The organism is Pseudonocardia sp. ICBG1034, assembly GCF_020131375.1.
In the GTDB taxonomy this organism is placed as follows: Bacteria; Actinomycetota; Actinomycetes; order Mycobacteriales; family Pseudonocardiaceae; genus Pseudonocardia; species Pseudonocardia alni.
Genome location: NZ_JAHLEK010000023.1, coordinates 105,605 through 119,689, shown reverse-complemented (window position 1 = coordinate 119,689; position 14,085 = coordinate 105,605). Strand labels below are relative to the sequence as shown.

At 73.9% G+C, this 14,085-nt stretch carries 15 protein-coding genes and 1 other RNA gene; 13 read left to right on the top strand and 3 right to left on the bottom strand.

The features are described 5' to 3' along the window. Positions 1 to 66 precede the first annotated feature (66 nt). Genes KPF22_RS24755 through KPF22_RS24745 form a run of 3 tightly spaced genes read left to right on the top strand, consistent with a single transcriptional unit; the run spans position 67 to position 2,470 of the window. Positions 67 to 576: a helix-turn-helix transcriptional regulator gene (locus KPF22_RS24755; protein WP_020621783.1), complete on the top strand. Its 510-nt coding sequence runs from the start codon at positions 67 to 69 to the stop codon at positions 574 to 576. Between the two features lie 32 nt (positions 577 to 608). Further along, on the top strand, positions 609 to 1,715 hold the full coding sequence (gene prfB, locus KPF22_RS24750) for a peptide chain release factor 2 (RefSeq protein ID WP_062400615.1): 1,107 nt from the start codon (positions 609 to 611) through the stop codon (positions 1,713 to 1,715). Next, positions 1,712 to 2,470: a hypothetical protein gene (locus tag KPF22_RS24745; protein ID WP_224403431.1), complete on the top strand. Its 759-nt coding sequence runs from the start codon at positions 1,712 to 1,714 to the stop codon at positions 2,468 to 2,470. The genes prfB and KPF22_RS24745 overlap by 4 nt, the downstream gene beginning before the upstream one ends. Positions 2,471 to 2,625: 155 nt before the next feature. Here KPF22_RS24745 and KPF22_RS24740 read toward each other — a convergent pair whose 3' ends face one another. Continuing rightward, positions 2,626 to 3,846 carry a multidrug effflux MFS transporter gene (locus KPF22_RS24740; protein WP_224403430.1) on the bottom strand — a complete coding sequence of 407 codons (1,221 nt, stop codon included), beginning with the start codon at positions 3,844 to 3,846 and terminating at the stop codon, positions 2,626 to 2,628. A 67-nt stretch (positions 3,847 to 3,913) separates the two neighbouring features. Between KPF22_RS24740 and KPF22_RS24735 the strand changes: the two genes are divergently transcribed. The 3 genes from KPF22_RS24735 to ftsX are packed head-to-tail and all read left to right on the top strand — an operon-like array spanning position 3,914 to position 6,038. Beyond that, positions 3,914 to 4,393, top strand: a complete 480-nt coding sequence (locus KPF22_RS24735) for a MarR family winged helix-turn-helix transcriptional regulator (protein ID WP_208819916.1) — start codon at positions 3,914 to 3,916, stop codon at positions 4,391 to 4,393. 52 nt (positions 4,394 to 4,445) lie between these two features. Beyond that, positions 4,446 to 5,135, top strand: a complete 690-nt coding sequence (ftsE, locus tag KPF22_RS24730; RefSeq protein ID WP_208819913.1) for a cell division ATP-binding protein FtsE — start codon at positions 4,446 to 4,448, stop codon at positions 5,133 to 5,135. Then, the gene (gene ftsX / locus KPF22_RS24725) at positions 5,136 to 6,038 is read left to right on the top strand and encodes a permease-like cell division protein FtsX (RefSeq protein ID WP_208819911.1); all 903 of its coding nucleotides are present in this window, start codon (positions 5,136 to 5,138) and stop codon (positions 6,036 to 6,038) included. Positions 6,039 to 6,042: 4 nt separating this feature from the next. Here ftsX and KPF22_RS24720 read toward each other — a convergent pair whose 3' ends face one another. Beyond that, complete coding sequence (locus KPF22_RS24720) at positions 6,043 to 6,906, bottom strand: NAD(P)H-binding protein (protein WP_224403429.1); 864 nt, start codon at positions 6,904 to 6,906, stop codon at positions 6,043 to 6,045. Between the two features lie 143 nt (positions 6,907 to 7,049). Here KPF22_RS24720 and smpB point away from each other — a divergent pair, with 143 nt between their 5' ends. From smpB to KPF22_RS24690, 6 genes are all read left to right on the top strand, one after another. Continuing rightward, positions 7,050 to 7,538 (top strand): SsrA-binding protein SmpB, encoded by a 489-nt coding sequence (gene smpB, locus KPF22_RS24715; protein ID WP_060713108.1) that lies wholly within the window; start codon positions 7,050 to 7,052, stop codon positions 7,536 to 7,538. A gap of 25 nt (positions 7,539 to 7,563) precedes the next feature. Next, the gene (locus KPF22_RS24710) at positions 7,564 to 8,523 is read left to right on the top strand and encodes an amidohydrolase family protein (RefSeq protein ID WP_224403428.1); all 960 of its coding nucleotides are present in this window, start codon (positions 7,564 to 7,566) and stop codon (positions 8,521 to 8,523) included. Positions 8,524 to 8,525: 2 nt separating this feature from the next. Beyond that, on the top strand, positions 8,526 to 9,776 hold the full coding sequence (locus tag KPF22_RS24705; RefSeq protein ID WP_224403427.1) for a trans-acting enoyl reductase family protein: 1,251 nt from the start codon (positions 8,526 to 8,528) through the stop codon (positions 9,774 to 9,776). Positions 9,777 to 9,889: 113 nt separating this feature from the next. Further along, positions 9,890 to 10,271, top strand: a transfer-messenger RNA (tmRNA) gene (ssrA, locus tag KPF22_RS24700). Positions 10,272 to 10,369: 98 nt separating this feature from the next. Beyond that, positions 10,370 to 11,599, top strand: a complete 1,230-nt coding sequence (locus KPF22_RS24695) for a cytochrome P450 (protein WP_374107528.1) — start codon at positions 10,370 to 10,372, stop codon at positions 11,597 to 11,599. A gap of 5 nt (positions 11,600 to 11,604) precedes the next feature. Further along, positions 11,605 to 11,796: a ferredoxin gene (locus tag KPF22_RS24690; RefSeq protein WP_208819900.1), complete on the top strand. Its 192-nt coding sequence runs from the start codon at positions 11,605 to 11,607 to the stop codon at positions 11,794 to 11,796. A gap of 3 nt (positions 11,797 to 11,799) precedes the next feature. Here the strand turns inward: KPF22_RS24690 and KPF22_RS24685 are convergent, their stop codons facing one another. Further along, positions 11,800 to 12,528 carry a VIT1/CCC1 transporter family protein gene (locus tag KPF22_RS24685; RefSeq protein ID WP_224403425.1) on the bottom strand — a complete coding sequence of 243 codons (729 nt, stop codon included), beginning with the start codon at positions 12,526 to 12,528 and terminating at the stop codon, positions 11,800 to 11,802. A gap of 65 nt (positions 12,529 to 12,593) precedes the next feature. On the opposite strand from KPF22_RS24685, the gene KPF22_RS24680 reads away from it, so the two are divergent. Then, positions 12,594 to 14,084, top strand: coding sequence for a cryptochrome/photolyase family protein (locus KPF22_RS24680; RefSeq protein ID WP_224403424.1), 1,491 nt, complete (start codon positions 12,594 to 12,596; stop codon positions 14,082 to 14,084). Position 14,085: the final 1 nt, after the last annotated feature.

Genomic DNA, 14,085 nt, shown 5'->3' with positions numbered 1-14,085 from the left:
CGTCTGCTCAGGGCGGATGTGCGCTGTGGACTCGCGCGCCCGGCGCGGACGTGGGACCGTCGGACGATGGCACCCGTCACACCGGTCAACGCCACCGCCGCCGCCCTCCTCGGTCTGCTCCACGGCGGGCCGATGACCGGTGGGCAGCTGGTGGCGGCGGCCGGTGAGCGGTTCGGGCTGTTCTTCTCGGTCACCCGCAGCCAGGTCTACCGCGAGCTGCCCGCGCTGACCGAGGAGGCGTTGCTGCGCCTGGGCAAGCAGGGCCCGCGGGCCAGTCAGCAGTACGTGATCACCGCCGCCGGCAAGCGGTCGTTCAAGCACTGGCTCGCCACCGGCGGCGACGCCGACGCCGTCCGGAGCCCGCTGGTGCTGCGGCTGCTGCACGCGGGGACGCTGACGGTCAAGCAGCGCACCGAGCTCGTCGCGGCCGCCCGCGAGGCCTACGCCGAGCGGCTCGCGGTGGCCCGCGCCGCCGCCCGTGCGACCGACGACCCCTACGGCCGCCCGGTCGCGGACTTCGCCGTCGCCCACACCCGGGCGATGATCAAGCTGATCGACGCGATCCCCCAGGACTGAACCGGGTCCCACCCCGCGTACCCTCGACCGTTGTGAACTCCGACGTCCAGGCCGACCTGAAGGACCTCGACACCACGCTGTCCAGCATCGAGGCCGTCGCCGACGTGCCCCGGCTGCGCCAGGAGATCGAGGAACTGTCCGAGCAGGCGGGCCGGCCGGACCTCTGGGACGACGTCGACGCCGCCCAGCAGATCACCAGCCGGCTGGCCTACGCCCAGGGCGACCTGCGCCGGCTGGACGACCTGCGCCGCCGGCTCGACGACCTGCCCGTGCTCTACGAGCTCGCCGAGGACGAGGGCGACGAGTCCGCGGTCGCGGACGCCGACGCCGAGCGCGCGAAGCTCCGCAGCGAGATCTCCTCGCTGGAGGTCCGCACCCTGCTCTCGGGCGAGTACGACGAGCGCGAGGCCCTGGTGACCATCCGGTCCGAGGCCGGGGGCATCGACGCCGCCGACTTCGCCGAGATGCTGCTGCGCATGTACCTGCGCTGGGCCGAGCGCCACGGCTACGGCACCGACGTCTACGAGACGTCCTACGCCGAGGAGGCCGGCATCAAGTCGGCCACCTTCGCCGTCCACGCGCCGTACGCGTTCGGGACGCTGTCGGTCGAGGCCGGCACCCACCGCCTGGTGCGGATCTCGCCGTTCGACAACCAGGGGCGGCGCCAGACGTCGTTCGCCGGTGTCGAGGTGGCCCCGGTCGTCGAGACCTCCGACCACATCGAGATCGACGAGAAGGACCTGCGGGTCGACGTGTTCCGCGCGTCCGGGCCCGGCGGCCAGGGCGTCAACACGACCGACTCGGCGGTCCGGCTGACCCACATCCCGTCCGGGATCGTCGTCGCCTGCCAGAACGAGCGCTCCCAGCTGCAGAACAAGGCGTCGGCGATGGCCGTGCTGCAGGCGAAGCTGCTGGAGCGCCGCCGGCAGGAGGAGCGCGAGCTGCGCGACTCGTTCAAGGAGGCCGGGTCCTCCTGGGGCAACCAGATGCGCAACTACGTGCTGCACCCGTACCAGCTGGTGAAGGACCTGCGCACCGAGCACGAGGAGGGCAACCCCTCGCAGGTGCTCGACGGCCAGATCGACGAGTTCATCGAGGCCGGCATCCGCTGGCGCAAGCAGACCGAATCGGCCTCGTGAGCCGGGGTCGCCGGGCGTCCGCCGTCTGCGGCGCCCTCCTCGTCCTCGCCCTGGCCGGATGCACGACGGGATCCCCGGAGCCGACCGCCGACGGGGCTCCGCCCGCCTCCGCCGCGCCGTCGGCGCAGGACACCGTGGCCGCCGCGGGCACCGCGCTCGCCGACGCCGGGTCGTCGCGGGTCGACGTCGAGCTGGACTCGATCACCGGCCCGGTGCGCGCCTCCGGCCCCGCCCGCTTCACCCCGTTCGCCGCGGACCTCACCGTCGCCCTCGGCACTCGTGGTGCCCGGGTCAGGGTGCTCGACGACCGTGCCTGGCTCCGGTTCGGCGGCAGCGACCGCTGGCAGCCGCTGTCCACGGGGCTCCTCCCGGTCGGTGCCGTCGGCGGGATGCTGCACGCCGCGCCCGGACTGCGCGACGTCGTCGCCGCGCCGGGAACCACCGACGTCGGCGGCGTCGCCGCGACGACGTACACCGGGTCGGTGGACCTCGCCGCCGCACGGGCCGGCGCCCCGGACCCGGCGGTCGCGACCCGGCTCGACGAGCTCGCCGGGCTGGTCTCGCCGACCCCGCGGTTCACCGCCTGGCTCGGTGCCCCCGACGCCGCCCCCGCCGACCGCGGACGGCTGCTCCGGCTGCGCCTGGAGCCGCAGGCCCCGGCCGCCGGGACGCAGAACGCCGGCGCCGCGGTCCCGGGTGCGGTGACCGTCACCTTCAGCGACCCCGGGCTGCCGGTGGAGATCACCGCCCCCTGACGACGGCCCCGTGTCCCGTCGCCCGCGCGCCTCGACCCGGGTCGGCGCGGTCCACCGAGATGCAGCTCAGCGGGCCGTGGAGATCGACGATTCCCGCTGAGCTGCATCTCGGCGTCGCGGCGGCCGGGCCGACGAGTGCCCGGGGCGGGGCGGGCTCAGCGCGGCGCGGTCGCGCCGCGGGTCAGGGTGGCGAGCGACACGGCGGAGAGCGTGGCCGCGGTCAGCATGGTCACGGCCATCGCCGTCGCGCTCGACCCGACCAGCGGCGAGACCAGGGCGCCGAGGCCGAACTGGGTGGCCCCCAGCAGGGCCGAGCCCGTCCCGGCGCGGTCGCGGACCTCGCCGGTCGCCAGCGCCGCGCTGTTACCCATCACGAACCCGAGCGTGGCCAGGGTCGCGAACAGCAGCACGAGGACGGGCCAGCGGGCGGCGCCGAGCAGCACCACGACGAGCAGTGCCGCGCACAGCACGACCAGCCCCCCGACGGCGACGACGAGCTGGCGGCGCGGGGCGACCCGAGCGGCGAGCCGGCTGCTGACGATGTTGCCCAGCACCAGCCCGGCCGCGTTCGTCCCGAAGGCGAGGGCGTACTGCGTCGTGGAGAGGCCGAGGGTCTGCTGCAGCACGAACGGCGACCCGGAGATGTAGGCGAACATCATCGAGAACGACGTGGCGAAGGCGAGCACGTAGCCGACGTAACGACGGCGGCGCAGCAGCGCACCGACGTCGGAGAAGGTCCGTCGCACACCGCCGGAGGTACGGGCCGGGGCCGGCAGCGTCTCGTGCACCGCGAGCAGCGACGACACCAGCATGAGCAGCGCCAGCCCGGCGAGCACGACGAAGATGCCCCGCCAGCCGACGACCCCGCCGAGCGAGCTGCCGATCACCGGCGCGACCACCGGCGCGATCCCGTTGATCGCCATCATCAGCGAGAACAGCTGCGCGGTCCGCGCGCCGGTGGTGCGGTCGGAGATCATCGCGCGGCTCAGCACCAGACCGGCCGCACCGCCGAAGCCCTGCAGGAACCGGGCGACGACGAGCACCGCGACCGACGGCGCGACCGCGCTCGCCAGGGATGCGACGAACAGCAGGACCGTGCCGGCGAGGACCAGGCGTCGCCGCCCCCAGCTGTCCGAGAGCGGGCCGATCACCAGCTGCCCGACCGCCAGCCCCACCAGGAACGCGGTCAGGGTCAGCTGCGCCGCCGACGCCGACGCCCCCAGCTCGGTCGCCACGGTCGGCAGCACGGGCAGGTACATGTCGGTGGCCAGCGGCGCCACGGCCGTCAGCAGCGCGAGGACACCGATCCACACGCCGTCCGGCACGGTGCGGCCGCGCGCGGTCCTCGGTGCGGCCTGCTCGGTACCCACGGTCATGACGGTCCTCTCTCCCATGGCGATCAGTTATGAAAATATATATGAACGGCCGAGTAGTATCGTGTCTGTGACGGAGATCAAGGAGCGCGAGGACTGGGCGGCGCTGGTGGCCGCCGTCCACGACCTGTCGCGGGTGCTGCGGGCGTCGGGCGAACGCGCGGTCGGCCTGGACGCGATCACCGGATCCGAGCACGAGGTGCTCCGGTGGGTCTCGGCCCGGCCCGGGCATCCGGTGTCGGCGGTGGCCCGCGGTCTCGGGCTGCAACCCAGCAACGTCAGTACGACCGTCCGGTCACTGGTCGAGCGCGACCTCGTCGAGCGCCGTGCCGACCCGGCCGACGGCCGTCGTGCGCTGCTGTACCCCACGGCCCGGGCGGTCCGGCACCGCGAGCTCCTCGACGCCGCCTGGACGCGGCAGATCCGGCGCGCGCTCGGCGACCTGGACGGTGCCGACGCGGTCGCGCTGCGTGCGGCGGTCCCCGTCCTGGACCGGCTCGCCGGTGCGCTCGACCCGTCGCGGGACCCGGTCGCCGCCGGACCGGCCTGACGGGCGTGTCGTCACGGCCCGTGTACTCCGGGCGGCGGTACCGTCCCGCTCCGTGATCGAGCTGCGGGACGTCACCAAGCGCTACCCGGCGTCCGGGCGTCCGGCGCTGGACCGGGTCTCCGCGACGGTCGGTGCGGGCGAGTTCGTGTTCCTGATCGGACCGTCCGGGTCGGGCAAGTCGACGCTGCTGCGGCTGCTGCTGCGCGAGGACGTCCCCACCTCGGGATCCGTCCTCATCGACGGCCTCGACGTCGCCGGGCTGCCCCGGCGCAAGGTGCCGAAGCTGCGCCAGCGGATCGGGTGCGTGTTCCAGGACTTCCGGCTGCTGCCCAAGCGCACCGTCGCCGGCAACGTCGCGTTCGCGCTCGAGGTGCTGGGGCGCAGGCCCTCGGAGATCCGGATCGCCGTCCCGGAGCTGCTGGAGATGGTGGGGCTGCAGGGCAAGGCCGAGCGGCTGCCGCACGAGCTGTCCGGCGGCGAGCAGCAGCGCGTCGCGATCGCCAGGGCGTCGGTCAACCGGCCACCGCTGCTGCTGGCCGACGAGCCCACCGGCAACCTCGACCCCGAGACCGGGCGGGAGATCATGCAGGTCCTGGAGCGCATCAACCGCGCGGGCACCACGGTGCTGATGGCCACCCACGACTCGTCCATCGTGGATGCGATGCGCCGCCGGGTGATCGAGCTGGCCGACGGCGGCGTGCTGCGCGACGAGGCCCGCGCGGTGTACGGGGCGGGCCGGTAGATGCGCCCCGCCCTGCTCACCCGCGAGGTCTCCTCCGGCCTGCGCCGCAACGTCACGATGACCGTCGCGATGGTGCTGACCACCGCGGTCACCCTCATGTCGGTCGGTGCGGGCCTGCTCGTGCTGCGCACGATCGACGACATCTCCGCGCTCTACACGAACCGGCTCGAGATCCAGGTGGCGCTCACCCCGGACGTCTCGGAGACCGACCCGGACTGCAGCGGCCCGACGTGCGCGTCGGTGCGGAGCGCGCTGGAGGCCGCCCCGGGCGTCGGCTCGGTCTCGTTCGAGTCCCAGCAGCAGGCCTGGACCCGCTTCCGCGAGCTGTTCGCCGGGCAGTCGGTCGCCGACGTCGCCCGGCCGCAGTCGCTGCCCGCCACGCTGCGGGTCACGCTGACCGACCAGCAGGCGGGTGCCGCGGCCGCCCGGGCCGCCGTGGAGGGCCGGCCGGGGGTGCGCGGGGTGATCGACCAGCGCGACGTCGTCGGGACCCTGTTCGACTTCCTGAACGGGGTGCGCAACGTGGCGTTCGCGCTCGCCGTCGTGCAGGCGCTCGCGGCGATCCTGCTGATCTCCAACACGGTGCAGGTCTCGGCGTTCATGCGGCGCACCGAGGTCGGCGTGATGCGCCTGGTCGGTGCGACGCGCTGGACCACCCAGCTGCCGTTCCTGGTCGAGGCCGCCATCGCCGGGGCCGTCGGCGGGGCGCTCGCCGGGATCGGCCTGGTCGCGGCCAAGTACGCCGTCGTCGACGACCTGTTCGCCGCGATGGGTCAGGCCGGGGTGATCCCGCCGGTCCGGATCACCGACGTGCTGGTGGTCTCGGCGCTGCTCGTGCCCACCGGGGCCCTCGTCGCGGGGGTCACCGGCTACGTGACCCTGCGCGCCTACGTGAAGGTCTGAGCGCTCACCCCGCGGGGGCGAACGCCGCGGCGTGGTCGCGGGCGAACTCCTCCAGGGTGCGGGCCGGGTGGCCGGTGAGGACGGCCACGGCGTCGTCCACCCGTGCGGCCTCGCCCCGCCCGTAGTGGGCGTAGTCCTCGACCAGTCCCGCGGCCTGCCAGGGCGGCAGCACCCCGTCCAGGGCGGCGGCGAACGCCTCGGGGGTGAGGTCGTCGAACGTGACCGGGTGTCCGGTGGCCCGGGTCAGGGCCGCGGCGATCCCGGCGTGGGTGACCGCGCGCGGCCCGGTGAGGTCGTGCACCGCACCGTCCGGTCCGGCGCCGGTGAGCACGGCCGTGGCGGCGTCGGCGATGTCGCGCACGTCGACCGCGCTGACCGCGGCGTCGCCGATCGGGGCGCCGAACCGGCCGGTCGCCGCGACCAGGGGGGCGAAGGCCAGCAGGCCCTGCAGGAACAGGTTCGGCCGCAGCACCACGTGGCCGATCCCCAGGTCGTGGACGTGCTGCTCCACCGCGGCGTGCCAGCGCAGGAACCGCACCGGGGAGTCCTCCCGTGCCGCGAACTGCGACAGCAGCACCAGCCGGGACACCCCGGCGGTCGCGGCGGCGTCGGCCACCGCGATCTGGGTGGTCGCGGCGTCGGGGGCCGAGGGTGAGTTGAGGAACGCCGCGTCGACCCCGTCCAGTGCCGCGGCGACGGCGTCCGGGTCGCGCAGGTCGCCCCGCACGACCTCGACGCCGCCGGCACCGGCGAGGCGGTCCGGGTCGCGGACCAGCGCCCGCACCGTCACGTCGCGGCCGGCCAGTGCGGTCAGCAGGTGCCCGCCGATCCCGCCGGTCGCCCCGGTCACCAGCACCGTCGTCGTCATGTCCGTCTCCTGTGATCGTCGATCCGATATGAGAGCACTGCTCTCGTGATCGAGTCTGCACGCGGCGCCGCCGACACGCAAGAGCGGTGCTCCGGCGATGCCGCGGTCGGATACCGGTGGCGGTACGCGGGTAGGCTGGTCGTGTGAAGGAACAGGGCCGGAAGGTGATCGCGCAGAACCGTCGGGCCCGGCACGACTACGCGATCCTGGAGGAGTTCGAGGCCGGGGTCGCGCTCAAGGGGACCGAGGTGAAGAGCCTCCGTCTGGGCCGGGCGTCGCTGGTCGACGCCTTCGCCACCATCGACGACGGCGAGATCTTCCTGCGCAACCTGCACATCCCGGAGTACGTGCGCGGCAGCTGGACCAACCACGAGCCGCGCCGCACCCGCAAGCTGCTGCTGCACCGCGGGGAGATCGACCGGCTGATGGGCAAGACCCGTGAGGGCGGGCTCACCCTGGTGCCGCTGTCGCTGTACTTCAACGACGGCAAGGTCAAGTGCGAGATCGCCCTCGCCAAGGGCAAGAAGGACTACGACAAGCGCCGCGACCTGGCCAAGAAGGACGCCCAGAAGGAGATCGCGCGCGCCGTCGGCCGTGCGGCCAAGGGGCGGGCCCGGGACCTGCGCGGCTGAGCCACGGCCCGCCTAGGGTGGGGCCGTGGATCTTCCCGTGCCACCCTCCGACGACGCCGACGTGCCCCGCTGGACCGCCGAGCTGGACCTGCCCGGCCTGGTCGACGTGCACGTGCACTTCCTGCCCCAGCGGATGCTCGACAAGGTCTGGGCCTACTTCGACGACGCCGAGACCCACTACGGCACCCCGTGGCCGGTGCAGTACCGGCTGCCCGAAGAGGAGCGCTACGCGATCCTCGAACGCCTCGGGGTGCTCGCGTTCGCGCCCCTGACCTACCCGCACAAGCCGGGCATGGGGGAGTGGCTCACCGACTGGGCCGGCGGGTTCGCCGACGCCCACCCGCGCGCGGTGCGCACCGCGACGCTCTACCCGGAACCGTCCGTGGTGGACTACCTCGGCCGCGCCGTCTCCGACGGTGCGCGGATGGTGAAGGTGCACGTCCAGGTCGGCGGGTTCGACCCGCGCGACCCCCTGCTGCGCGACGCCTGGGGCCTGCTGGCCGACGCGGGCGTGCCCGCCGTCGTCCACTGCGGCGACGGCCCGATCCCCGGCGAGCACACCGGGCTCGGGATCTTCGCCGAGGTGCTGGCGGCGCACCCCGATCTGCGGATCGTGCTGGCGCACGCGGGCATGCCGGACTTCCGGGGCGCGCTGGAGCTGCTGGACCGGTTCCCGAACCTGGTGCTGGACACGACGATGGTCGGCACCGCGTTCTCCCAGGCGATCGCGCCGCTGCCGCCGGACTGGCCGGCACGCCTGGCCGAGCACCCGGGGCGGATCGTGCTCGGCACCGACTTCCCCAACATCCCCTACGCCTACGCCGAGCAGCTCGCCGCGATCGCCGGCTGGGCCGCGGCCGAGCCCCGCCTCGGCGCGGCCTTCCTGCGCTCGGTCCTGTACGACGCCCCGGCCGCGCTGCTGGGCGTCGACCCCGTCCGACACGCCGCCCCCGGCCCCGCGGCCGAGACCCCGAGGAGCTCCTAGACATGGTCAGCCCGCAGAACGACGGGAACGGCGCGGCCGCCCCGGTCGACATCGCCCTCTACGGCGCGACCGGCTTCGTCGGCGGTCTCATCGCCCGTCACCTCGCCGAGCACGCCCCGCCCGGGGTGCGCATCGCGCTGGCCGGCCGCTCCGAGGTGAAGCTCGCCGCGACCCGGGCGGCGCTGCCGGCGTCGGCGCGGGACTGGCCGCTGATCGTCGCCGACGCCGCCGACCCGGCCGCGACCGACCGGCTCGCCGCGGGCGCGCGCGTCGTGCTGAGCACGGTCGGCCCGTATGCGAAGTACGGCCTGGGGCTGGTCGGGTCGTGCGCGAGGGCCGGCACCCACTACGCCGACCTCACTGGCGAGGTGCTGTTCGTCCGCGAGGCGATCGACCGCTTCCACGACACCGCCCGTGCGAGCGGCGCCCGGATCGTGCACTCCTGCGGTTACGACTCCGTCCCGTCCGACCTGGGGGTGTGGCTCGCGCACCGGGCCGCACAGGCCGACGGTGCGGGTGGGCTCACCGAGGTCCGGACGGTCGCGACGATGCGCGGCGGGGTCTCCGGTGGCACGGTCGACTCGCTGCGCGGGCAGCTCGACACGGTCCGCACCGACCGCGACGCCCGGCGCCTGGCCGCCCGCCCGCACTCGCTGAGCCCCGACCCGTCGGCCGAGCCGACGCCGTCGCAGCCGGGTGACGCGGGACCGCCCGCCCGGCTCCCGGACGGCACCTGGACCGCGCCGTTCGTGATGGCGTCCTACAACACCCGGATCGTGCGCCGCTCCAACGCGCTGCTCGACCACGCCTACGGTCGCGGCCTGCGGTACGGCGAGCTCCAGGGCTGTGGTCGCGGGGTGTCCGGGGCGGTCACCGCGGGTGTGGTCACCGGCGGGCTCGGCGCGCTGGTCGGGGCGTTCATGGTGCCGCCGATCCGCCCGCTGCTCGACCGGGTGCTGCCCGCGCCCGGGACCGGGCCGTCGGAGCGGACCCGCGAGCGCGGCTGGTTCCGGATGGACGTGCGTGCCGAGACCGAGTCCGGGCGTCGCTACCGGGTGCGGGTCTCCGGCCCCGGCGACCCCGGCTACGGGGCCACCGCGGTCATGCTCGGCGAGGCGGGCCTCGCACTGGCCCTGGGCGGGTCCGCGCTGCCCGACCGTGCGGGCTGCCTCACCCCGGCCACCGCGCTGGGTGACGTGCTGGTCGACCGGCTGCGGGCCGCGGGACACACCTACGAGGTCGCGGCGGGGTGACACACCACCGGGAACCGGGATGATCGGGCGGGCGCGGGGCGTTATGCTGTGCGTCCGCCCGGGTACGTCCGTGCGGAGTGCAGGTGGACTGCGGGTCCTCCGGGACCCGACCAGGGGGTGAACGGTTTCGACTCCGATCGTTGATCGAGGTGAAGCGTGCCGAGGAAGGCGACGATGATCTCGTTAACCATGCGTCGCAAAAAAATAAGTGCCGACAACAGTCGCACTGCCCAGAGCGCTTACGCGCTCGCTGCCTGATCACCAGGTAGGGGCTGTCGGGCCGGAGGCGTCCCCGCTCCGGTTCCCGACATCATTCAGGGGACTCACCCTGCGGTTCGGCCGCGGAATCGCAGGGGACATCCAACAGCGGCTGGGATCGTCACACCGGCTTGTTCGCGTGACCGGTGGATCCGAGTAGAGGCCCAGCGGACTGCGCACGGAGAAGCCCTCGTGAACCGACGGAGGACCCGGGTTCGATTCCCGGCACCTCCACCGCCCAGCGGCCCCGTCCCGACCCGGGACGGGGCCGTTCCCGTGTCCGGCGAAGATCGTTGCGCGATGAAACTGTGCATTGCTAACATCCTTGGGGGGTGATGCCGATGACCGCCGTGACCGACCACGTGCCCACCTACCCGATGACGCGCGGGTGCCCCTTCGATCCGCCCGCGGAGCTCGCCCGCATCCGGGACGGCGAGTTCCCGGCCGGACCGGGGGTCGCCCGGGTCAGGATCTGGGACGGCAGTACGCCGTGGCTCGTCACCCGCTACGACGACGTCCGCGCCGCACTCGCCGACGAGCGGCTGTCCGCCGATGCCGACCGCGACGGCTACCCGGCCGCGTCGCGGTCGCGCCGCGTGCGCTCCCAGGGGCGCCGGCGCAGCTTCATCATGATGGACGGCCCCGAGCGCGCCCGGCACCGGCGGATGCTCATCGGTGAGTTCACCGTGCGCCGCATCGAGCGCCTCCGGCCACTGGTCGAGCAGACCGTCACCGAGCTGCTGGACGCCATGGCGGCGGGGGAGAACCCGACCGACCTGGTGCAGGCGTTCGCGCTGCCGCTGCCGTCGCTGGTGATCTGCCACCTGCTCGGGGTCCCCTACGCCGACCACGCGTTCTTCGAGGCACAGAGCCGGATCATGGTCGACCTGACCTCGGGCGCGGAGGTGTCGGCCGCGGCGTCGGACGCGCTGCAGGACTACCTCGCCGGCCTCGTCCGGGAGCGGCTGGACGAGCCGCGCGACGACGTGCTCGGCGGGATGGCCGCCCGGGTCGCGGCCGGGGACCTCACCGTCGACGAGGCGAGTGCCTCGGCGCTGCTGCTGCTCGTCGCCGGGCACGAGACGACGGCGAACATGATCGCGCTCGGCACGCTGACCCTGCTGCACCACCCCGACCAGCTCGCCGTCGTCCGCGACGGCGACGCCGGGCAGGTCCGCGCCGCGGTCGAGGAGCTGCTGCGGGTCCTGACCGTGACCCACATCGGCCGTCGCCGGGTCGCGACCGAGGACCTCGAGATCGGCGGGGTCACGGTGCGGGCGGGGGAGGGCGTGGTGCTCGCCGCCGAGGCCGCCAACCGCGACCCCCGGCAGTGGCCGCACCCCGACGAGGTCGACGTGTCCCGCGGGACGAACCGGCACGTCGCGTTCGGGTTCGGGGTGCACCAGTGCCTGGGGCAGCCGCTGGCCCGCCTGGAGCTGCAGATCGCCTACCCGGCGCTGCTGCGGCGCTTCCCGGGACTGCGGGTCACCGTGCCGGACTCGGAGATCCCGTTCCGCGACGACATGGCGATCTACGGCGTGCACGCGCTGCCGGTGGCATTCTGATGGCCATGCGCGTGATCGTGGACAAGGAACTGTGCATCGGGGCCGGTCAGTGTGTCGTGACCGCGCCCGACGTCTTCGACCAGGACGACGACGGGATCGTCGCGCTGCTGACCGACTCGCCCGCCGAGGGCGACCGGGACGCGGTGAAGGAGGCCGAGCACGTGTGCCCGGCCCGGGTGATCAGTGTGGAGGACTGACCCTCAGGCAGCGCTGACGCCGATCAGCATGCCGACCAGGTACGTGGCGCCGGCGGCGATGGCGCCGAACGCCAGCTGGCGCAGCGCCGCCGACCACCACGACCGGGAGGTGAACCGCGAGGTCAGCGCCCCTGCGACGAGCAGGCCGACGCCGCCGACGGCGAGGCCGAGCGCGAGCGAGCCGTAGCCGAGCAGGAACGTGATCAGCGGGATCAGGCCGCCGACCGCGAACGCGGCGAACGACGACACCGCCGCCACCCACGGCGACGGCTTGTCGTCCAGGCTCACGCCCAGCTCCTGGCTGATGTGCATCCGCAGCGCCAGCTCGGGGTCGCGGTGCACCTCCCGGGACACAGCGTCGGCGGTCTGCTCGGACAGGCCCATCTCCCGGAACCGGGCGGCCAGCTCGTGCTGCTCGGCGCGGGGGTGCTGGGCCAGCTCACGGCGCTCGACGGCGGCCTCGGCGTCGAGGGCGTCGTTCTGGGTGCCGACCGAGGCGAACTCGCCGAGCGCCATCGAGAACGCGCCCGCGACGACACCCGCGAGCCCGCTGAGCACGATGACGTCCCGGCCCGCCCCGCCGCCCCCGACGCCCGCGATCAGTGCGATCGTGGTGACCAGGCCGTCCATCGCGCCGAAGGTGGCCGCGCGCAGCCAGCCGCCGGAGATGTCACGGTGGGAGTGGTCGTGGCTGTGGTCGGCGAGTTCCGCCTCCAGCTCCGGATCGTTCACGGATGCAACAGTAGGTCGCCGCCGCTCGCCGCGCGGCGCCGCGCGACCACCCCGACACTGGGTCGATGTCGTCCGATGACGCGGCTCCGCTCTGGCTGTTCGCCGACCAGCTCGGCCCGCACGTGTGGGACACCGAGGAGTTCGCCGGCCGCGAGATCGTGATCGTCGAGTCCACCCGGGCGCTGGGCCGGCGTCGCCACCACCGCCAGAAGCTGCACCTGGTGCTGTCCGGGATGCGCCACCTCGCCGAGCAGCTCGGCGACCGGGCCACCTACCTGCGCACCGACACCTACCGCGAGGCGCTGGAGCAGGTCGGCCGCCCGGTGGTGGTGCACCAGCCGACGTCGTTCCCGGCCTCGGACATGGTGCGCCGCTTCGTGAAGGAGGGGCTGGTCACCGAGGTCCGGCCCACCCCGACCTTCGCGCTGGGCAAGGACGAGTTCGACGACTGGGCCGGCGACCGCGAGACCTTCCGGATGGAGGAGTTCTACCGCGCCCAGCGCGAGCGGTTCTCCGTGCTCATGGACGGCGAGAAGCCCGTCGGCGGGAAGTGGAACTACGACCACGACAACCGCGAGTCCCCGCCGAAGGGCGCCGAGCGCCTGGAGGTGAAGGCGCCCTGGAAACCCCGCGAGGACGGGATCGACGAGCAGGTCCGCGCCGACCTCGACGCGGCCGGTTACCCCACGGTCGGCAACGACGGGCCGCGCCGCTTCGCCGTCACCCACGAGGAGGCCACCCGGGCGCTGCGGCACTTCGTTCGGCACCGCCTCGACACCTTCGGCCCGTACGAGGACGCGGTGCTGGAGCAGGACTGGGCCATGGCGCACTCGTTGCTGTCGGTGCCGATGAACCTGGGCGCGCTGCACCCGCTGGAGGCGGTGCACGCCGCCGAGCAGGCCTACCACGACGGGGACGCGCGGCTGTCCAGCGTCGAGGGGTTCGTCCGGCAGATCCTCGGCTGGCGGGAGTACGTCTGGCAGCTGTACTGGCGCTTCGGGCGCGGCTACACGCGTCGCAACCACCTGCGGGCCCGCACCCCGCTGCCGGACTGGTGGACCGACCTGGACGCCGACGCCGTCACCGCGAACTGTCTGTCGCACGCCCTGGGCGGGGTCCGCGACCGCGGCTGGACCCACCACATCCCGCGCCTGATGATCCTCGGCAACCACGCCATGCAGCGTGGCTACCGGCCCGCGGAGCTCAACGACTGGTTCGCGACGGCGTTCGTCGACGGGTTCGCCTGGGTGATGCCCGCCAACGTGATCGGGATGAGCCAGCACGCCGACGGCGGCCGGATGGCCACCAAGCCCTACGCCTCCGGCGGCGCCTACATCGACCGGATGACCGACCTGTGCTCGGGCTGCGCGTTCGACCCGAAGGTGCGGGTGGGGGAGAAGGCCTGCCCGTTCACCGCGGGCTACTGGCAGTTCGTGCACCGCCACGAGGAGATGATGGCGGGCAACAACCGCACCGCCCGCGCCGTCGCCACGATGAAGCGGCTGACCGATCTCGACGCGCTGCTGGAGCAGGAGTCCGCCCGCGAGGAGTTCTGAA